The following is a 20,027-nucleotide window of genomic DNA, read 5'->3' on the forward strand; positions in this document are numbered from 1 at the left end:
CGCGCCGACAGAGTCAAGTACGCTTGACCTATGTCATGGACCGCGACGGACCGATACCGGTTACGCACCGCCCCCTCGGGGCTGGCGCTCGTTCAGGACTTCCTCAACACGAAGGCGATCAAGACCTACGGCCTCGACCTGCTGAACGACACCGACCTGACGCGGCCTTGGGCCGCCGAGGCGCTGGCGGAATGGTCGCGGGCACGGGACGCCGAGGTGCCCGAGATCACGCTGGGGCCAGGCGACCTTCGCGCGCTTCGCGACCTGCGAGAGACCTTCGTTTCGCTCGTGGAAGACGGGGACGCGGACTTCGGCAAACCGGTCAAGGCGGATCTGACGCTGCGGGACGGCGTCGTCCGGCTGTTCCCGTCCGGTACCGGACTGCAGTGGCTCGCGTCGGCACTGTGGACGGAGACGCTGCTCGCGCAGCAGGCCGGGATCTGGCCGCGGCTGAAACTGTGCCGTCTCGACGGCTGCCGCTCGGCCTTCTACGACGTCTCGCGCAACAACAGCGGGGTCTGGCACGACGTGCGCACCTGCGGGAACGTCGCCAACCTGCGGGCGGCGCGGGAGCGGAAGAAAGCGCTCAGCTGAACGAAGCCAGCGCCGAGGCGATCGGGATCTCGCCGCCGATGACGTCGAAACCCTGGTTCTCGGTGAGCGGCTCCTCCAGCGTGGCGACCAGGACGGCGGCGACGTCCGCGCGGGAGACGCGGCCCGGTTCGAGGTGACCGCCGAGCTTGACGCGGCCGGTGGGCTGGTCGTCGGTGAGCGTGCCGGGCCGGACGATCGTCCAGTTCAGGCTGGAGCGCCGCAGGACACTGTCGGAGATCTGCTTCGCCATCAGGATCGACCGCACCAGGCGATCGCCCTGGTCCGGCGAATCCGCGAACTGCGCGGAAAGCTGCACGAACCGCGAGACACCCGCCTTCTCGGCGGCGCGGATCGCGGTGATCACGCCGTCGCGGTCGACGAGGTCGACGGAGGCCTGATCGGGATCGGGTGCGCCGATCGCGCTGATCACCACCTCGGAACCGGCGAGCGCCTCGACGAGGTCTTCCGCGTCCGCGGTGACGTCCGCGACCACGGTTTCGGCGCCGAGACCGGCGACCTCCTCCGCGCGGCGACGACTGCGCAGCCCCGCCCGCACCTGATGGCCTCGGCCCCGCAGAAGCCGGACCACGTGGATGCCCGTCCGCCCCGACGCTCCCAGCACTGTGACCCGCATGACACGAGTCTGCCCGAAGGCGGCCTTCCGCGCCTGCCCGCGTTTAGTCCTCTGAATGCGAGAAGCGCGTGAAGGCCCCCTTCCTGTACCCAGACGCAAGGAAGGGGGCCTTCATGTACTTCAAGCGGGACTAGAGGATCTCCGCCGCCGAGCCGACGTCCGGCAGCCCGCCGACGTCGGGGTTCAGCTCCCCGGCTCCGACGAGTTCCGTCTTGACCTCGTGCGGTTTGATCCGCCCGTCGCGGATGTCCTCCGCGTAGTGGCAGGCGACCCGGTGCCCGGCGCCGATCTCCCGCAACTGCGGGCGGTCGGTGTCGCACAGGCTCTGCTGTTTCCACGGGCATCGCGTGTGGAACCGGCAGCCGGACGGCGGCCGCGCCGGCGACGGCAGGTCGCCGGCGAGCAGGATCTGCTCCCGGTTGTCCTCCACCGTCGGGTCCGGCACGGGGATCGCCGAAAGCAGCGCCCGCGTGTACGGGTGCAGCGGGTTCTCGTACAGCGTGTCGGCGTCGGCCTCTTCGACCAGCGAGCCGAGGTACATCACGCCGATGCGGTCGGAGATATGCCGCACCACCGCGAGGTCGTGCGCGATCACCAGGTACGTGAGCCCGAGCTTCTCCTGCAGGTCCTCCAGGAGGTTGACCACCTGCGCCTGCACCGAGACGTCCAGCGCGGACACCGGTTCGTCGGCGACGATCAGGTCCGGCTCGACCGCGAGCGCCCGCGCGATCCCGATGCGCTGACGCTGACCGCCCGAGAACTCGTGCGGGTACTTCCGCAGCGAGGACTCCGGAAGACCGACGGCGGCGAGGAGTTCGCGCAGCCGCTTGGCCGTCGCCTCCTTGTCCTTGGCGAGGCCGTGCGCCTTCATTCCTTCGGTCAGAATGGATTCCACCGACTGCCGAGGGTCCAAAGAGGACATCGGGTCCTGGAAGACCATCTGCATCCGGCGGCGGGCCTTGCGCAGGTCCTCGCCATTGAGGCCCGCGACGTCGGTGCCGTCGAAGACGACGTTGCCGTTCGTCAGTTCGGTCAGCCGGAGGATCGCCCTGCCCAAAGTGGACTTCCCGCAGCCGGATTCCCCGACCAGACCGTAGGTCTCACCCCTGCGGATGGCCAGATCGACGCCGTCCACGGCGTACACGTACCCGACCGTCCGGTCGATCACGATGCCGCGTTTGATCGGGAAGTGCACCTTGAGGTCGTTGACCTCGAGCAGTACTTCCTGCTCCGGTACCGCGTGCGTCATCGGACCCCTCCTCGTGCGGCCACGGCCGGGATCACCGGGTTGTGGCAGCGCAGCAGTCCACCGCGATCGGGGGTCAGCTGCGGTGAAACCTCCCGGCACACGCCGAGAGCGTTCGGGCAGCGGGGCGCGAAGGCGCAGCCGCCGTCCCACGGGATGTTGTCGGCGACGGATCCCTTGATGGGGATCAGTTTCTCGCCGCGGCCCGCGTCGAGCCGCGGGATCGAGGCGAGCAGGCCGTGCGTGTACGGATGCCGAGGCTCGGCGAACAGCGAGTGCCGCTCCGCCCGCTCGACGATCTTGCCGCCGTAGAGCACGTTGACCTCGTCGCAGAGACCGGCGACGACACCGAGGTCGTGCGTGATCATGATCAGCGCGGTCCCGGTGTCCTGCACCAGTTCCCGCAGCAGCGCGAGGATCTGCGCCTGGATCGTCACGTCGAGCGCGGTGGTCGGCTCGTCGGCGATGAGCAGCCGCGGACGGCACGCCAGCGCGATCGCGATCAGCGCACGCTGCCGCATCCCACCGGACAGCTGGTGCGGGTACTCGGAAAGCCGCCGCGTCGGGTCGGGGATGCCGACCTTGTCCAGCAGCTCCGCCGCCTCCACCGACGCCGCCTTGCGCGCCATCCCGCGGTGCCGCTCCAGCACCTCGGTGATCTGCAGGCCGATCGGGATGACCGGGTTCAGCGAGGACAGCGGATCCTGGAACACCATGCCGAGGTCACGGCCGCGGCGGTCCCGCATTTCCTTGTCCGACAGGCGAAGCAGATCCGTGCCTTCGAACGACACCGAACCGCTGACCTGGTTGCCGCGTTTCGCGAGCAGCCGCATGATCGCCAGCGAGGTCACGGACTTGCCGCAACCGGACTCACCGACGAGACCGACCGTCTGGCCGGGTTCGACGTCGAAACTGACCTCGTCCACCGCGGTGAACGGCTTCTCACCGCGTCGCTGGAAAACGACCTTGAGGTCGCGTACTTCGAGGAGTGCCATCAGAAAGTCACCGCCTGTTCTTCGGATCGAGGGCTTCCCGCAGGGACTCGCCGAGCAGCGTGAACCCGAGCGCGACGATGATGATCGCGATGGCCGGGTAGTACGCCAGCTCGGGGCGGATGTCGAGGAACTGCCGAGCGCTGCGGCTCAGCATGATGCCCCATTCCGCCCGGTTCGGGTCCGGGTCGCCGAGACCGAGGAACGACAGCGCCGCCGCCTCGAGGATCGCGGTCGCCAGGGTCAGCGTGGCCTGCACGATGACCGGGCCGAGCGAGTTGGGCAGCATATGCCGCAACACGATCGCCCCGCGTTTGACGCCGAGCGACGTCGCCGCGAGCACGTGGTCGCTGTTTCTCTGCGCGAGCATCGAACCGCGCAGCAACCGCGCGAAGATCGGCACGCTGACCATCGACACCGCGACGATCACCGTCCACTGGCTCGGCTTCTGGAACAGCGCGGCGACCGAGATCGCCAGCAGCAGCGACGGCACGGACAGCATGACGTCGACGAGCCGCATCAGCACGGTGTCGACCCAGCCGCCGAACGCACCGGCGAGGCCACCGATGATCATGCCGACCACGACGCCGATGATCGTCGCGAGCACACCGACCAGCAGCGTGTTCTGCGCGCCGACCAGCAGCCGCGAAAGGTAGTCGCGGCCGAAGTCGTCGACACCGAGCGGGAAACCGGGCTGAGCGCCCGGGATGATGCCCTGGCCGAGGATGACCTGGCTCTGCAGATACCGTTCGTAGGGATCCTTCGGCGCCAGGAGCGGTGCGAAGATCGCCACCAGCAGGAACAGGCCGGTGATCACGGCGCCGGTGATGGCCACCGGGCTCCGCATCATCCGGCGCAGCGCCTCGCCACCGAGGCTGTGGCCCTTCGCCGACGAAGCCGCGAGCTTGTCGATCGGCTCCTTCTTCTTGTTCAGCAAGGTGTTCATCGGACACGCACCCTCGGGTCGATGAGCCCGTACGAGATATCGACCAGCATGTTCACCAGCACGTAGACCAGCGCGCCGAACAGCAGCAGCGCCTGCAGACGTGGGTAGTCACGCCGCTCGATGCCTTCGGCGAGCAGGAAGCCGAGGCCGCGGAAGTTGAACACCCGCTCGGTCAGCACGGCGCCACCGAGCAGCGCGCCGGTCTGGAGGCCGATGACGGTGACCACCGGCAGGAGGCCGTTGCGGAGCACGTGACGGCGCCGCACGATCGGCTGGGTCAGGCCCTTCGAGTTGGCCGTGCGGATGAAGTCCTCGTTCAGCACGTCCAGCACCGAGGCCCGGGTGATCCGGACGATGACCGCGAGCGGGATCGTGGCCAGCGCGAACGCCGGGAGGATCAGGTGGGTGAGCGCGTCCCAGGCGGCGTCCCATTCCTGGGTGATGATGCCGTCGAAGACCGCGAACCCGGTGACGGTGGTGGCGTCGAGACCGGCCATCTGACGGCCCTGCGAGGGAAGTCCCAGCGGGGCGGCCAGCAGGTCCTGCATCATGTAGCCGAGGAAGAACACCGGGACGGCGACGCCGACCAGGCTGAGCACGATGATGACGTTGTCGACGGCCCCGCCGCGGAAGCGGGCGGACAGGTAGCCGAACGGGATGCCGAGGCCCACCGCGATGAGCATCGCGCAGAAGCCTAGCTCGATCGTGGCGGGAAGGAAGTTCCCGATCTCCGACATGACCGGCTGGGCGGAGACCAGCGAGTTGCCGAAATCGCCGGTGATCGCCCGGCCGAGGAACTTGAAGTACTGGACGAAAATCGGATCGTCGAGGCCGAGGAGCTTGTTCAGGTCGGCGATCTTCTCCGGGGTCGCCTTGTCACCCAGGAGGGCGCCGGCGGGGCCACCGGGCAGGGACCGGAGCCAGGCGAAGATCAAAATGGACAGGATCAAGAGCGTCGGTATCGCTTGTAGCAGCCGACGCACGAGAAAACGGAGCACGTGCGTTCCTTTGTTGCCAGCCCGGGAATGGGCCACTAGGGGGTGGGCGCGGTAGCGCCCACCCCCTAGTGGCTCAGTGGTGGTGGATCAGTTGACCGTGACGGTGTAGAAGCGCTCGTCGGTCAGCGGGCTGGCCACCAGGCCCTTCACCTTCGGGCCCACGACGATCGCCGGGGGGCCGTAGGAGATCGGGATGGCGGGCAGGTATTCCATGATCTTCTGGTTCACTTCCTGGTACGCCTTGGTGTGCGCCTCACCGGCGGGCGCGGCGTCCGCGGCCGAGATGGCCGAGAACAGCTCCGGGTTGGCGAAGCCGAACTCCGGCTTCTCGCGGCCGAAGAAGGTACCGACGAAGTTACCGGCGTCGTTGTAGTCACCGGTCCAGCCGAGCAGGTGCACGTCGTGCTTGCCCGCCTTCTGGACGTCGTCCTTGTAGCCACCGTTCCACGGCTTGGCGATCGGCTCGACCTTGATGCCCATGGCCTTCATGTCCTCGGACAGCGAGGTGAAGATGTCGGCCGGGTTCGGCATGTACGGCCGGGTGACCTCGGTCGGGTAGTAGAACTTCAGGGTCATGCCTTCGGCGCCGGCTTCCTGCAGCAGATCTTTCGCCTTCTGAAGGTTGTAGTCGTACTTGGTGACGTTCTCGTTGTAGCCGTCGATCGCCTTCGGCACGAACTGGGTCGCGGTCTCGGCGCCCTCGGGGAGCTTCGACTTCACGAACTGATCACGGTTGAGGCCGTAAGCCAGCGCCTGGCGGACCTTGAGGTCCTTCAGCTTCGGGTTGTTCTTCTGGTTGATGCCCAGGTACAGGACGTTGAACGACGGGCGGATGAGCACCTGCTCGCCGTCGTTGCGCAGCAGGCCGTAGTCCGCGGGCGACGGGTAGTCGTAGCCCTGGATGTCGCCGGCCTTGAGCGCCTGCTTGCGGGCGTTCTCGTCCGGGATGACCTTGAAGACCAGCTTGTCGAGCTTGGCCGTCTGGGTCGGCGAGTCGGTGGCCTTGACCAGCGTGATCTCACCCTTGGCCTGGTCCCAGCTCTCGAACTTGAACGGGCCGGTGCCGGTGGGGTGCTTCAGCGCGTACTCCGGGTAGGAGAACGAGTCACCGCTCTGGGTGACGGCGTCGGCGTTGTACTTCTTCAGCGCGTCCGGGCTCTGGATCGAGAACGACGGCAGCGTGAAGGCCGCCGGGAAGGCGCCCTTGGCCTTGTTCAGGTTGAGGACGGCGGTGGACTCGTCCTTGACCTGGCAGTCCTTGAAGACCGGGTCGCCGGAAGCGTCGCCCTCGTTCTTGGCGAAGCCCTCGAAGACGTCGCCGTAGTAGATCATCTGGCTCTGGGCGGCGGCGCCCTTCATGTTGTACATGCGGTTGAAGTTGAAGCAGACCGCCTCGGCGTTGAACGGGGTGCCGTCGTGGAACTTGACACCCTTCTTCAGGGTGAAGGTCCAGGTCTTGCCTTCGTTGCTGCCTTCCCACTTCTCCGCCAGACCAGGCTCGAGGTCCGCGGTCCCCGGCTTGTTCATGATCAGCGTGTCCATCATCTGGCGGATGATGCGGAAGGTCTCACCGTCGTCGTTGAAGAGCGGGTCGAACGTCTTCGGGTTACCGGCGGCACCGAAGACCATCGTGCCTCCCGAGCCACCCCCTGCGCCTTCTTCACGCTTCGATTCGGCACAGGCGGAAATGGAGACCGCGAGTGCGCCGGCAAGCCCGATCAGGGCCACTCGGCGTGCTCGGGTCACCCGCAGTTGCTGCATCTGGCACCCCTTGAGGAGATTTTCGGTGTTTAGGCACCGTCCGGTCGGTCGGAAAGTCGAGCTCCACGGACGATCGGTGTGCCCGCCGACACTAGCGGGAACTCAGCCCGCACTTAAGCACGCGAGGTTACGATCGCGCTACACGACGGCCAATACGACCGCAAAGTGTCCGCAATTCCGGACGGAGTGTAATCAATTCCGGACCACTAACGCGCAGAGTGCCGGGTCACTGACTCAAATGGGTGCTTACCGCTACAACCAATGGGTCACTGACAAAACAGGACATTCGCGGGTATCGGGCCGCCTCTCGTGAGTGGTAAGGCCGGTTCTAACCGTCCTTACCACTCACGACCGCTTGTACCGAAACCGCCACTCGGCACGGGGCTTACCACTCACGAGAGGTGACAACGCGATCCGCCGCGGCCCGGGTCCCGTCGACCGCGAACCACCCGCGCTCGAACAACTGCCAGCGCCGCAGTTCCGCCCGGGACCCCTCGCCGTCACGCTCGACGCCGCGGTCCAGCCGTTCGGCCTCGCTCCCGCCGTCGAGCCAGGTCAGCAGGGACAATGACGGCCGCATCCGCGCGCGGCCACTGGAAACGCCCTCCAGCACCAGCACCTCGGGGACCGGGATCTCGACCTCTTCACCCGGCAGCGGGACACCACTGGACCAGTCCACTCGCCGGTACCGGCCGACCCTGCCCGCGCGCAGCGGTTCCAGGACACCGGTCTCCAGCCGCGGCCACCACGAAACGGGATCGTCCCAGGTGGCGAACTCGTCGGTGCTCACCAGCGCCACCCGGACACCACGACCGGCCAGTTCGGCCACGATCTTGTCGGCCAGCGTGGACTTCCCGGAGCCGGACGGGCCGTCGACGGCCAGCACGCGGACGGCGCCCAACCTCGGCGGGGCCGCGAAAAGGGCGTCGATCAGCGTGCGCGTGCGGGGCTCACTTCGGGGAGCCCGTTGACGTTGTCGGGAGCCGCGGTCTTGGCTTCGAGTGCCGCGACGCGTTCTTCCAGCTCACGCTGGGCGTCGGCGAGTTCGCAGCGGAGCAGCGCGATCTCCTCGACGGAGGTCCGGACCTCTTCTTCGAGATGCCCGACCTCGGTCGACAGATGCAGCGCGACCAAGGCCAGCACCACACCGGCCATCAGGAACACGAAGTTCGACGGCGTCTGCATGCCGGTGACGTCGGCGAGGAAGTCGGCGGCCTGCGGAACGAGCGCGAGCACCACCACGCCGACGGCGAGGAAGAGCCAGACGCCCGCGTACTTCTCACGCAGCTTCCGCCGCCGCATCATCTCGAGGACGACGAACAGCACCAAACAGGCGATGACGATACTGAGAATGCGCCAGCCAGCCATGAAAGCTCCTTTACGCCGAATCCGACGAGTCGACAGCCGGTCGACGGCGCATGAGCGCCAGCAGCAGAGCGAGCCCGGCCCGACCGAGATAAACGGCCGATTTCACCGGCGAATGGCTCGGCGTGCCACCCGCCCGCTCCCGCATGATCACGGGGATTTCCTTGATCTTCAGTTCGGCGCGGATCGCCATCACCAGCGATTCGACCGTGTCCCCGAGGTACTCGGCGGGGTAATACGCGGCGAACAGCTTGATCGCGCGGGGACCCATCGCCTTGAAGCCGGACGTGACATCGGTGAGCCGGGTCTTGCCGAGCCGGGAAAACACCAAGGACAGCACGACCATCGCGTATTTCCGCGGGCCGCTCGCCTTGTAGGAGCCCTTGCCCGCGAACCGCGAACCGATCACGATGTCCGCGTCGTTCAGCCCGTCCAGCAGAGCCGCGACCTCGTCGGGGTCGTGCTGGCCGTCCGCGTCCACCTGCACCACGACGTCGTAACCGCGGGCGGCGGCGTACCGGAAACCGGTGCGCATCGCCCCGCCGACACCGAGGTTGACCGACAGGCGCGCGACCTCGGCACCCGCGGCGCGGGCGAGGTTCGCCGTGTTGTCGACGGAACCGTCGTCGACGACCAGCACATCCATCCCCGGCAATGACTTCTTGACCTGGGAAATGACCGCGCTGACACTGGCCTCCTCATTCAGAGCAGGCATCACGATGAGTACGCGACGGGTGGTCACGGTCGTACTGGACACTGGATCACTCTATCCTCTTACTGGCCGTGAGCGGTGTCGGCCCCGATACTCGAACCGGGATCGACTACACCTTGCTGACCTTCGATTTCGTAAACCGACGCGTCGAGGTTGCGGAAGACGCGCTTGAAACCCGGAGTGATGTCGAGGCGCTGGAGACCCACCGCGGACTGCGCGTTGGGGGCCACCTTGCCCTTGCCGACCAGCACGTAGCGCACCTTGAGGTCGGTGAGCGCCTCGCGCACACGCGGCTCGCGGTTGATGTCGTTGAGGAACACGCTGAGCCAGCCCGCCTTGGTGGTGAACTCGGCGCCGTAGTTGGTCCACTCGACCGGCTGAACCCCCGCGAGCGCGTACAGCCACACCGAGCCGTCGGCCTTGTCGTTCATCACGCGTTCACCGGGCACGACATGTGCGCCCAGCCAGGCATAGGCCTCTTCCTCGGCCTTGGAAACCGAGGGGCCCTCACCGTAGTTCAACGCCAGTCGCGCGGAATTGCGGCCGATGTAACCGCCCTTGCTCAGCAGGCCCGCCACCAGACCGACCACGACCGCGCCCACGACCGCCAGGGTGGCCGGGTTCAGGTTCGGCATGCGCTCACCGACCTTCTCGGCGAACTTGCCCGCCGTGGCGTGCACGAAGGCGCCGAAGCCGACCGCGCCCGCCAGCGGGACCAGCGCGCCGATCCGCCAGTGGTCGTTGTAGAACGGCCCGGTCAGGGTATGGATGAGCGGCGTCTCCAGCGAGATCGTCGCGGCGAACAGGCCGCCCAGGACGACGAACGCCCCGACCATCCACAGCATCCTGCGGTGCCGGACCAGCAGGATGATGCCGATGAACGCCGGGATACCGATCCACCACTGCGGGAAGGCGGCCGTCGGCGAGAACGTGATGGTCTGCCCCAACGCACCGGAAACGCTGGTCTCCGACGCCCAGTAGGCGGCGGTCACCCCGCTCGCGTTGTAGAGCGCGGGCAGCACGGTCGGCAGGCCGAACGCGGCCGCCAGCACCACCGTGGCCACCAGCGACGCGGCGCTGCGGCGCCAATCGATCTTCTCGAGGCGGAACAGCACGGCCAGGAGGATCAGCAGGAAATAGACGAGGATGACGAAGATCAGGCTGGTGTGCAGTCCGGCAAGGCCGGCGACACCGATACCGATCGCCACCGGTCCGGTGATACCTCGCGGTGTCACCAGGAGCTTGGCCAGTGCGAGCATCGCGGGCACGAGCGCCACACCGGCGACGTACGGCCACAGCGGTCCGCGCCAGAGCGAGTCGTACGGGAAGGCGGTGAACCAGGTGGACACGGCCGCCGCGGCGGCCGTCGCGAGGACCGGCATCCCCCACGCGCGGCACATCGCCGCGACGCCGACGGGCACGGTCAGCACGACCATCAGAGCCGCCAGGTTCAGCGTCGGCATCATCGCCAGGCCGCCCTTGTCGAAGACCAGGGCGAGCAGCGCGTGGTAGGTGTCCGGGTAGAAGTAGTCGGTCTGGTTCGGCAGGTTCGCGATGGTGCCGACGGTCGACGGCCGGGCGTCGCCGTGTTCGGCGATCCAGCGCACCAGATTGCCGTGGAACGGGGCGTCCCAGCCCTGCTGGACGTTGTTCAGGCTGTGCGAACCACGCACGAAGGTCACCGTGCCGACGGCGAGGCCCGTCAGCACTCCGGCGCCGATGAGTACGTGGTCGCGGACGGAGCGTTCGGGCCGGTCCCGCTCCCAGTCGGGGTGGCGGCGGCGTGTGAACCACGCTGCGGCGAAAGCGAGCGCGAAACCCAGGGCCGACACGACTATCGTCCAGAGCGCGACGTTCAGCATGTTCCAGCGAATGCCGAAGTTGCCGAGGACCGGGATACCGATGGCGACGAGACCAAAGGTGAGCAGCGGCGCGGCGGCGGCCAGCGTCCACCCTCGGAGCCGGATCGCGGCGCCGAACAGCAGGCCCGGCAGCCAGAACGCGAGCATAACGAGGAGCACGTTCATCGAATTCGCTGTCCCAATCTCACCGGCGCCCGGCACCGTCCTGTCCCATTCGGCCCGGTGCGTCGCACCTTACTGGGCTCCTATCAAGACGTTTCAGCGGAGCCAGGGGTTGTCTTCGTCCCGTTCACCGGGGCACGCCGGAGCACGAACGCGACCACGACCGCGAGACCGAGCGTCGGCGCCACGGCCAGCGCGACGACCGCGCGGAACACGGTGTCACCGGGCAGGAACAGCAGGAACAGGGAGGCCGTTCCGGTGACCACGGTCCAGGTGATCAGCACGAGACGCGCCTGCGTCCTGGCCACGAGCACGGCCGTGAGCAGCTGCATCGGCACCAGCACCACCGAAGACCAGACCAGCCCCGCGACCGACCAGCCGTCGACGTCGTAGCCGGGGCCGCTGACGAACCGCACCGCCCACGGACCGAGCCACAACCCGACCAGCGCGCCGAGCGCGGCGAGCGCCAACGAGGCCACGACGCCGAGGGCGAGCACGCGTTGCAGGCGATTCCGGCCCTCGTCGGTGGTCGACAGCCGGACGACGAACGGCACGACCAGCGACTGCACCGGTCCGATCAGGGTCAGCGGCAGCCGGGCGATGACCAGCGCGGCGAACAGCGCGCCGACCCTGGCGCCGTCGTCACCGGGGGCCAGCAGACCGACCAGCGCGGGGTAGCCGGTGATGACCGCCGACGTCAGCGCGGCGCCGACCAGCAGCATGCCCATCCGGCGGGAGGTGACACCCCAACCGTCGCCCTCCGCGTGCGGGTCGATCAGACGGCGGGCCGGGCGGGCGAACAGCAGCCAGGCGAACGAGCCGGCGGCGACCGCGATGGCCAGCGTGACGACGTTGTAGGCGACGGCCACGAACAGCACGCCGAGGACGAGCGCCCGTACCGCCGGTTCGGCGATCACCAGCAGGGAGAAGGGCTTGACCTTGTGCTGTCCGATCAGGAGCCCTCGGGTACCGAACTGGAAGGCGAAGGCGACACCGCCGACCAGCACGATCAGCCCCAGTGTCCAGTCACCGCGGAACAACCGGTCGTTGATCGGCGGGATCAGCAAGGCCAGTGAGAAGACCGCCGCGACGACCGCGCCGACGGCGACCGCTCGCAGCGCGGGGCGGCCCGCCCTGCCCCCGTCGAGTGCCGCGACCGCCGACTGGCGGGACAGCTCCTGCTCCAGCGGCGAAAGTGTGCTGCCGAGACCCATCAGCAGGCCCCAGAAGGTGACGAAGACCGCGTACTCCTGCGGGGGCAGCAGGCGCTGGCAGGCGACGGTCAGGACGTAGCCGAGACCGATCGACACGAGCAGCGAGCCGCCGAGGCTGCCCGCCGTCGTCCGGCCGCTCCGCGCTCCGGCCTTCGCGCCCGCTTCCTCCACGCCCGCGGAACTCATCGGCGCCGGAGCCTGGCCCGGACGGCCATGGCCAGGCCACGCAGGACACCGGCACCGAAACCACCGGCGAACACCGGCAGCAGCTTGGTGACCGCCTTGGCCTCCGGGCCGGTCGCGCCGCACTTCTTCACGACTTCGCCCGCCGCGACGGCGCCGAGCACTCCGGCGGCCAACGTCGTCTTCGGCTTCTTCGCCGCGAAGGCGAGACCGGCCACTCCGACGGCCAGCGCGCCGAACAGGGCGTTGCGGGCCGGGCCGGGCGAGCCGATGTAGGAGTCCACGTAGGTGGTGCCGCGGAAGTAGGCCTGCTGGGCGAACTTCTCGAACGAGTCGCGTCCGTTGTAGACCGCGTTGAATTCGGGGGCCAGCCAGATCCGCTCGCGTTCGGCGATCCAGCGCAGCATGCGGGTGTCGTCACTCGCGAAGCGAATGTCGTCGAAGAGGGAGACGAATGCGGTGATCGACCCTTCGAGAAGTTCACGCCGCGCGCAGAAGAATGTCGTCCCCTTGGGATAAACATCGAATTCCTCGATGCCATAGGACGTCAACCGCGGATTCGCGAAATACGCGCGCCAAGGAACCTTCACGAGCCCCGCCATGAAACCGGCGTAGGGATTGTTCTCGGAGGCGACGTCGATGTGACCGTTCCAAACCGCGCGCTCGGAGTGGCCCGAGAGCTGTTGGCGCAGAAACGTGAGGCTGCCATGGCCGACGATGACGCGGCTGTCGAGCAGCGCGATCCACTCGCCGGACGACTTCGCGATGCCCGCGCTTCGCGCTTCGAAACGGCCCGAATTGACCTGGCTGAGCACGGTGATGCCGTGCCGTTCGCGCAGCTCTTCGAGCTTCACCGGCGTGGCGTCGGTACTGCCGTCGTCCACGACGACGACCTCGATCGGCCAGTTCGCCGCTTCGGCCGAGGCGAGCAGCGCGCCGACACTGCGTTCGATCCAGTCCTGTTCGTTGTAGACAGGGATCACGACACTGAGCGAGGGGACGAGCGGATTCGCACTCACGGTGCCGAGGCTACCCGGGAGCTCCGGCGACGGGTCGGTCAGTATCCTTGGCCCACCGCACCCGACTCGAGAATGGGCACTCACGGTGATTTCCTTCATCCTCGGTACCACCGCGGAACTGATCAAGATCGCGCCCGTCTACCACGGGATCGTCGAGCGCGGTATGCGGCCGAAGATCTGGTTCACCGCGCAGCACGTCGACGAGGTGGCCGACGTGGTGGCCGACCTGAACCTCCCGGAACCCGATCTCTGGATGGTGCCGCGGGACAAGGCCCACAATCTCGAGTCGCCCGCGCAGGTGCCGGGATGGGCCGGCCAGGTGCTGCGCACCGCGTGGAGCCGCCGGGAAGAACTGCGTGCCGAGCTGACCGCGGACGGTCGCCCGCCGCTGGTCCTCGTGCACGGCGACACGTTCACCACGCCCTACGGCGCACTGATCGGGAAGCGGATCCTCAAGTCGCGGGTCGGGCACATCGAGGCGGGGGCGCGGTCGGGCAGCATCCTGTCACCGCTGCCCGAGGAGCTCAACCGCAAGATCGCGGCGAAGGTCGTCGACATCCACTTCGCCCCGACGTCGCGCGAGGTGAACAACCTGCGGAACACCCGCGGCGTCGTGATCGACACCGAGGCGAACACCGCGATCGACTCAATGCGCCTGGCCATCGGCCAGCCGCTGGTGGTCGAGGACCTGCCGGAGAAGTTCGGCCTCGCCACCCTGCACCGCTTCGAGCTGCTGTCCCGGCCGGACAAGTACCGCGAGGTGCTCGAGATCCTGCGTGAAGAAAGCCGCAAGATGCCGGTGCTGTACATGGCGGGCGCGCCGGAGCGGGAGAAGCTGCGCGCTCTCAAGCTGGAGCACCTTTTCGACGACCGCTTCATCATCCGGCCGAAGCTGCGGTACCTGAAGTTCCTGCCGCTGGTCGCGCGCGCCGAGTACGTCGTGACCGACTCCGGCGGCCTCCAGGAGGAATGCGGCTACCTCGGCCTGCCGTGCGCGGTGCACCGCAACCGCACCGAGCGGCACGTCGGCATCGGCGCCAACATCGAGCTCACCGAGATGAGCGGCGACAAGCTGCGCAACTTCCTCGACACCTACACCTCGCGTCGCGGCGACAACTGGATGGACAAGTACCACCCGTCCGAGATCGTCGTGAACACGCTGGCTCAGCTCGGCTTCTGCTGATCCCCTCCGGCCTCAGTCGGCCGACGCGTCGCAGGCCGTGATCCGGTACAGCTTGAACGTGCCGCCCTGGTCGATCTGACGGAAGCCCTCGCCGGTCGGGTAGGTCAGCCCGTCCCACAGGTTCCCTCGCGGGATGTCGTTGGTCAGCAGGTAGCGGACGTTGATCCTGCCGGCGATTTCGCAGACCCGCGGATCGGTCGCCGCCTTGCTGAGATTGCGGGCAAGGTAGATCTGGTCCGCGGTGAGCCTGCCGATGTTGAGCTGGGGGAACAGCACCTGGCGACCGCTCAGCGCCATCACCAAGGGGCTGCCGTTGTACGGCATCTGGGCCACGATCGTGCCGGGTTCGGTTCGTTCGCCGATCCGCTCGAACAGCGCGTGTTCCTCCTGGTTGACGAGCGGATCGACCTTGGGATACGCGCTCAGGACCCGGTTGCGGTGATCGACGAGATTCAGTCCGCCGGTCGCCACCAGCGCCAGGACGACGACCACGGGGAGCGCGGCGGCGGAGGCCCGTGCGGCCATGACCCGCCGGTGCTCCAGGAAGCTCACCGACGAGAGCCACGACCGGACCGCGGCCACCACCGCGATGGTCCCGATCACCGCGAGCGGGACTCCGGTGATCGGGATCATCGCCGCGAGCCGGTGGGAGTCGGTGTACCAGAAGCCGGTGAACACCCGGCGTCCCGCGCCCGGCACCCCCGCGGCCAGCACGTAGAGGCCGACCGAGATGGCGTGCGAGGCCACCAGCCACCGCCGGAACCGCTGACGGAAGCACGAGACCGCACCGATGATCACGAGCACCGCCAGCACCCAGCCCGCGCCGCGGCCGTTCGTGGCCCCGGTCAGTGCCTCCCCCAGCGCGTGCGACGGTGACTCGAACGGCGGCGATTCCGCGTTCATGGTGCCCGCGAACAGCCCGGATTTGACGACGACCAGCCAGTACACCGGAGCGGCCAGCACGATCGGAGCCGCCATGAGGGCGGCGGTACCACGACGACCGGCCCGGTACCGCCGGATCGACGCCCTGGCGAAACCGACGAACACCACCGGCACCGCGACCGCCGCCAGGCTGATCACCGCGTTCGGGTGGGCGATCGTCACGGCCACGCCGAACATCGGTACGAGCAGCCACGCCCGGCCGCGGCCGATGGCGTCCTCCGTGGCGAGCTTCGCCACGGACAGGAGGGCGGCCAACGCGGCGGGCACGAGAGAAAGGCCCAGCAGGTTGGGCCAGAGGATCCCCCAGCCGAGCATTTCCCACGGGAACGCGCCGAAGGCGATGCTCATCAGACCGGCGAGCCCCAGCGCCGTCCGCGACGGCCCGGCGAGCTGCCGCATCAGCAGGACACAGCCCAGCGGCCAGATGACCAGCGCGATCGAGATCGACAGGATGTTCGCGGCCGCCGGCACCGATCCTCCGGTGATCATGACGAACAGCGAAGCCAGGTCGTGCCAGGCGGCCGGGTAGAACCCGTGGGACCGGCCCGGCACGCCAAGGGTGTCGATCATGAGCGTGGACGCGTCACCGGTGTTGAGGATGTTCGCGATCGCGTTGTAGTGGAACGCGGAGTCCTCGGTTTGGATCAGCTCTTCGGGGCCGCGGATCGACAGGCGCACGGTGAGCGCGCCCAGGAGGGCGGCTCCGGCGAGGCCGAGAACCGAAGCGCCGACGACCTGCCTGCCGTCGCCCGTCGCCGGCCGCGGCAGCCGCTTGCGGAGCGGGACGACCACACAGGCGACCACCACCGTCAACCCGGCGAAGACGCCGAGTACCGGCAACGGAGACCAGGCTATGCCGAGTTTCGAAGCGGCCATCGCCGTCAGCACGACCACGGCCACCACGACGACCGGCGCGAGCGCGACGGCCGTCAGACGGCGCAGGCCGAGCAGGTACGTGATCGGCAGACCTGGCAGTACCAACAGCGACGCGCACAGCAACACAGCCGGTATCGCGGCAAGCCAATCCATGGCGGAATTCCTCGCTTATCGGCCCTGACGCACGCATCCGGATACACGGCGAACTTTCGCCGTCCGATCGGCAGGCCGACGCAGATTTTTACACACGGCGGCAGGCACGGGTTTACCGGGATCTTGCCTTTCACGCAGCGTGGCGACCCGAGTACGACCTGGCGGACCCACCTGGCCGGAGCACCGTTGCCCGCCGAGCCCGCCGGTCCGTGTCCTCCGCTAATACCACTAGCACTTGCCGAAGTCGCCCGGCGGAACCCAGGGCGTACCCGGCCAGAAGATCCGGCCCTGCGGCCGGTATTGCTTACCCATCACGTTGTCCCAGCTGGTGGGGCCCATCTGGTGGTCGAAAGGCTTGTAGCGATTCCAGATCTGGTGCTTGCGATCCCGCCAGTAACCGCCCACATTGTCCGGGAAATCCGTGATTATGTAACCCTGGTATTCGTCCCTGCGGATCACCGTGTCGCCGGCACCGTCGACGTTCGCGTCGGCGACGAGGATCGCACCGGCGACATGGTCGACGTTGTCCGCCACCCCGTCACGCCGGCGTTCCCGGTGACCGATGGTGCTCTGCGTCCGCATGTAGTCGGGCCCGACATGGTCGATGATCGACCTCACCATGCCGACGAAAGTGGCCTTGGTGTACGCGGGCCGGTGGTCGATCGGCCGGACCACATAGGAGTCGTCCTGCACCATCCGGTAAAGGTCCCCGCAATTGTCCTCCGGTCCGGCGGCCGCGTGGATATAGGTGAAGACGAGGTGCACGTTCGTCCCGTTGAGGTGATTGACGGCGACGGGGTGACCACCGAACCGCATTTCCTCGTACGTCCACGCGTTCGGCACCCGGGCCGCCTCGGCGTAAGCGGCGCGCACACCTTGGATCCGCGTGTCCGCGTATTCCATACCGCAGGGGTGGTGACTTTCGCAGGGCAGCTCACCCGCGGTGAGATAGGTGACCCAGACGTTGTAGCCCGCCTGGATGTCCGACGCGATGTCGGGGTTCATGAAAAGCAGGTCGTCGTCCTGGTGCGCCGCGAAACTCAACGTCGTCGTGGTGTCGTCGGCGACCGCGGCCGGGCTGTGCGCCGCGGCGAGCGTCGCCGCGATCAGTGCCGACGCGACCGCGGACCGCGCTCTTCGTGCTCGCATGACGTCTTTCCTCTCGTTTCAGTGGTCATCGGCCCGTTCAGGCAGGTGACTGACGCGCGCGTGAAGGCCCCCTTCACGCGGCTGAGCCGAGGGAAGGGGGCCTTCACGCGCTAAGGAAGCTAGAGAGCCCGCCGTCCCGAGAGCGCCCGGCCCAGCGTCAGTTCGTCCGCGAACTCCAGGTCACCGCCCATCGGCAGACCGGATGCCAGCCGCGTCACGGTCAGGCCGGGGAAGTCGCGCAGCATCCGCACGAGGTACGTCGCGGTCGCCTCGCCTTCGGTGTTCGGATCGGTCGCGATGATGATCTCGCTGATCTCCGCGCCACCGATCCGCGCGAGCAGCTCCCGCATGCGCAGCTGCTCGGGTCCGATGCCGGACAACGGGTCCAGCGCGCCGCCGAGCACGTGGTAGCGGCCCTTGAACTCGCGCGTCCGCTCGACCGCCAGTACGTCCTTCGGCTCCTCGACCACGCAGATGACCGTGAGATCGCGGCGGGTGTCGCGGCAGATCCGGCAGGTCTCCTGCTCCGAGACGTTGCCGCAGACCTCGCAGAACTGCACGCCTTCCTTGACCTTGCCGAGCACTTCCTGCAGGCGCGCGATATCCGCGGGATCGGCGGCCAGCAGGTGGAAGGCGATCCGCTGCGCGCTCTTGGGACCGACGCCGGGCAACCGCCCGAGTTCGTCGATCAGATCCTGGACGACACCCTCGTACAAGCTAGCCGCCGAGCCCGGGGAAGCCGCCGAGGTCGGGCATCCCGCCACCGAGGCCGCCGGCGAGCGGGCCGAGCTTCTGCTCGGTCAGCTTCTGCGCGTTGGCCGAAGCGTCCCGCACGGCCGCGACGACCAGGTCGGACAGGGTCTCGACGTCGTCGGGGTCGACCACCTTGGGGTCGATGGACAGCGACTTGAGCTGGCTGTCGCCGGACACGGTCGCGGTGACCAGGCCGCCGCCGGAAGTACCGGTCACCTCCGTGTTGGCCAGCTCTTCCTGGGCCTCGACCAGCTTCTGCTGCATCTGCTGGGCCTGTTGCATGATCTGCGACAGGTCGAAGCCGCCACCGGGTTGCACCATGATCCGATCGGTCCTCTCCTGGAAAATCCCGTGCCGCCTACCAGCCTAGCCGTCACGCGTGTGGCACCGTGGGCGCCGTGCGACGACGGCTGGGCCTTGTGGTGGCGATCGGATTGACGCTGTTCACGGCGTGCGGGGTGGACACCCCCGCGTCCTCGCCGTCGAGTCCGGCCCCGCCCGGCACCACGACGGTCTTCACCACCCTTCCGCAGCCGAGTCCCACGACGAGCACGCCGCCGTCTTCGAGCGCGCCGCCGCCTCCGAGCACGCAGCAGCCGAAAACGGGCAAGGTCGTCGTGCTCGATCCCGGTCACAACGGCGGGAACTCCGGCAAGCCGGGCGAGATCAACAGGCAGGTCCCGGCGGGGCGCGGCAAGACGAAACCGTGCAACACCACCGGAACGTCGACGAACTCCGGCTATTCCGAGCACGCGTTCACCTGGGACGTCTCGCAGCGGATCTCGCAGGCGTTGACGGCCAAGGGAATCCGCGTCGTCCTTACCCGGCAGAACGACACCGGGGTCGGGCCGTGCGTCGACGAACGCGCCGCGATCGGGAACGACGCGCAGGCGGACGCGGTCGTGTCGATCCACGCGGACGGCTCGAATTCCGCCGGGGCGCACGGTTTCCACGTCGCCTACTCGGCACCGCCGCTGAACGCCCAGCAGGGCGAGCCCTCGATGAAACTCGCGACGGCGTTGCGGGACGGGCTCCGCGCGGGCGGCTTCCCGACGTCGACGTACCTCGGGTCGAACGGGCTCGCCCCGCGCGCCGACCTCGGGGGGCTCAACCTCTCGACGCGGCCCGCCGCGCTCGTCGAATGCGGGAACATGCGCAACGCCGCCGAAGCCGCGGCGATGGCGAGCGAAGAAGGACGTCAGCAGTACGCCGCCGTCATCGCGAAGGCCATCGAGGACTACCTCGCCGGGTCGTGAGTGGCGATTCGGGTGAGAACCCGAATC

19 protein-coding genes are annotated in these 20,027 nt (G+C 68.0%); 3 read left to right on the top strand and 16 right to left on the bottom strand.

All coding sequences use genetic code 11. From position 1 onward, the window contains the following. Nucleotides 1-30: 30 nt before the first annotated feature. Complete coding sequence (locus AC069H_RS27240; RefSeq protein ID WP_478234252.1) at nt 31-594, top strand: CGNR zinc finger domain-containing protein; 564 nt, start codon at nt 31-33, stop codon at nt 592-594. Here AC069H_RS27240 and AC069H_RS27245 read toward each other — a convergent pair. From AC069H_RS27245 to AC069H_RS27300, 12 genes are all read right to left on the bottom strand, one after another. Then, nucleotides 587-1,228 (bottom strand): SDR family oxidoreductase, encoded by a 642-nt coding sequence (locus tag AC069H_RS27245; protein WP_478234253.1) that lies wholly within the window; start codon nt 1,226-1,228, stop codon nt 587-589. The genes AC069H_RS27240 and AC069H_RS27245 overlap by 8 nt on opposite strands. Before the next feature lie 130 nt (nt 1,229-1,358). Further along, nucleotides 1,359-2,477, bottom strand: a complete 1,119-nt coding sequence (locus tag AC069H_RS27250) for an ABC transporter ATP-binding protein (protein WP_478234254.1) — start codon at nt 2,475-2,477, stop codon at nt 1,359-1,361. Beyond that, on the bottom strand, nt 2,474-3,469 hold the full coding sequence (locus AC069H_RS27255; RefSeq protein WP_340686321.1) for an ABC transporter ATP-binding protein: 996 nt from the start codon (nt 3,467-3,469) through the stop codon (nt 2,474-2,476). The genes AC069H_RS27250 and AC069H_RS27255 overlap by 4 nt, the downstream gene beginning before the upstream one ends. Nucleotides 3,470-3,476: 7 nt before the next feature. Continuing rightward, nucleotides 3,477-4,412: an ABC transporter permease gene (locus AC069H_RS27260; RefSeq protein WP_034314615.1), complete on the bottom strand. Its 936-nt coding sequence runs from the start codon at nt 4,410-4,412 to the stop codon at nt 3,477-3,479. After that, on the bottom strand, nt 4,409-5,410 hold the full coding sequence (locus AC069H_RS27265; RefSeq protein ID WP_063275656.1) for an ABC transporter permease: 1,002 nt from the start codon (nt 5,408-5,410) through the stop codon (nt 4,409-4,411). The genes AC069H_RS27260 and AC069H_RS27265 overlap by 4 nt, the downstream gene beginning before the upstream one ends. An 87-nt stretch (nt 5,411-5,497) precedes the next feature. Further along, complete coding sequence (locus AC069H_RS27270) at nt 5,498-7,171, bottom strand: ABC transporter substrate-binding protein (RefSeq protein WP_478234255.1); 1,674 nt, start codon at nt 7,169-7,171, stop codon at nt 5,498-5,500. A 385-nt stretch (nt 7,172-7,556) separates the two neighbouring features. Next, nucleotides 7,557-8,105: a uridine kinase family protein gene (locus AC069H_RS27275; RefSeq protein ID WP_478234284.1), complete on the bottom strand. Its 549-nt coding sequence runs from the start codon at nt 8,103-8,105 to the stop codon at nt 7,557-7,559. Continuing rightward, nucleotides 8,102-8,539: a DUF2304 domain-containing protein gene (locus tag AC069H_RS27280; protein WP_034314607.1), complete on the bottom strand. Its 438-nt coding sequence runs from the start codon at nt 8,537-8,539 to the stop codon at nt 8,102-8,104. Before AC069H_RS27280 ends, AC069H_RS27275 begins: the two co-directional genes overlap by 4 nt. Nucleotides 8,540-8,549: 10 nt before the next feature. Further along, nucleotides 8,550-9,251, bottom strand: coding sequence for a glycosyltransferase family 2 protein (locus tag AC069H_RS27285; protein WP_478234256.1), 702 nt, complete (start codon nt 9,249-9,251; stop codon nt 8,550-8,552). Between the two features lie 59 nt (nt 9,252-9,310). After that, entirely contained in the window at nt 9,311-11,275 is a 1,965-nt protein-coding gene (locus tag AC069H_RS27290) for a DUF6541 family protein (protein ID WP_478234257.1), read from the bottom strand. Nucleotides 11,276-11,358: 83 nt separating this feature from the next. Next, nucleotides 11,359-12,672, bottom strand: coding sequence for a lipopolysaccharide biosynthesis protein (locus tag AC069H_RS27295; RefSeq protein ID WP_478234258.1), 1,314 nt, complete (start codon nt 12,670-12,672; stop codon nt 11,359-11,361). After that, the gene (locus tag AC069H_RS27300) at nt 12,669-13,688 is read right to left on the bottom strand and encodes a glycosyltransferase (RefSeq protein ID WP_478234259.1); all 1,020 of its coding nucleotides are present in this window, start codon (nt 13,686-13,688) and stop codon (nt 12,669-12,671) included. The genes AC069H_RS27295 and AC069H_RS27300 overlap by 4 nt, the downstream gene beginning before the upstream one ends. A gap of 85 nt (nt 13,689-13,773) precedes the next feature. Here AC069H_RS27300 and AC069H_RS27305 point away from each other — a divergent pair, with 85 nt between their 5' ends. Further along, a complete protein-coding gene (locus tag AC069H_RS27305; RefSeq protein WP_478234260.1) occupies nt 13,774-14,871 on the top strand; it encodes a UDP-N-acetylglucosamine 2-epimerase in 1,098 nt (365 codons plus the stop codon). A gap of 12 nt (nt 14,872-14,883) precedes the next feature. Here the strand turns inward: AC069H_RS27305 and AC069H_RS27310 are convergent, their stop codons facing one another. From AC069H_RS27310 to AC069H_RS27325, 4 genes are all read right to left on the bottom strand, one after another. Further along, nucleotides 14,884-16,842, bottom strand: coding sequence for a DUF6541 family protein (locus AC069H_RS27310; RefSeq protein WP_478234261.1), 1,959 nt, complete (start codon nt 16,840-16,842; stop codon nt 14,884-14,886). 228 nt (nt 16,843-17,070) lie between these two features. Continuing rightward, the gene (locus tag AC069H_RS27315; protein WP_478234262.1) at nt 17,071-17,991 is read right to left on the bottom strand and encodes a PIG-L family deacetylase; all 921 of its coding nucleotides are present in this window, start codon (nt 17,989-17,991) and stop codon (nt 17,071-17,073) included. 119 nt (nt 17,992-18,110) lie between these two features. Continuing rightward, a complete protein-coding gene (gene recR / locus AC069H_RS27320; RefSeq protein ID WP_005166260.1) occupies nt 18,111-18,707 on the bottom strand; it encodes a recombination mediator RecR in 597 nt (198 codons plus the stop codon). A 1-nt stretch (nt 18,708) separates the two neighbouring features. Continuing rightward, entirely contained in the window at nt 18,709-19,065 is a 357-nt protein-coding gene (locus AC069H_RS27325; protein ID WP_007035126.1) for a YbaB/EbfC family nucleoid-associated protein, read from the bottom strand. Between the two features lie 68 nt (nt 19,066-19,133). Between AC069H_RS27325 and AC069H_RS27330 the strand changes: the two genes are divergently transcribed. Then, the gene (locus tag AC069H_RS27330) at nt 19,134-20,000 is read left to right on the top strand and encodes an N-acetylmuramoyl-L-alanine amidase (protein WP_478234263.1); all 867 of its coding nucleotides are present in this window, start codon (nt 19,134-19,136) and stop codon (nt 19,998-20,000) included. Nucleotides 20,001-20,027 lie beyond the last annotated feature (27 nt).

Source organism: Amycolatopsis sp. NPDC043887 (assembly GCF_056435665.1).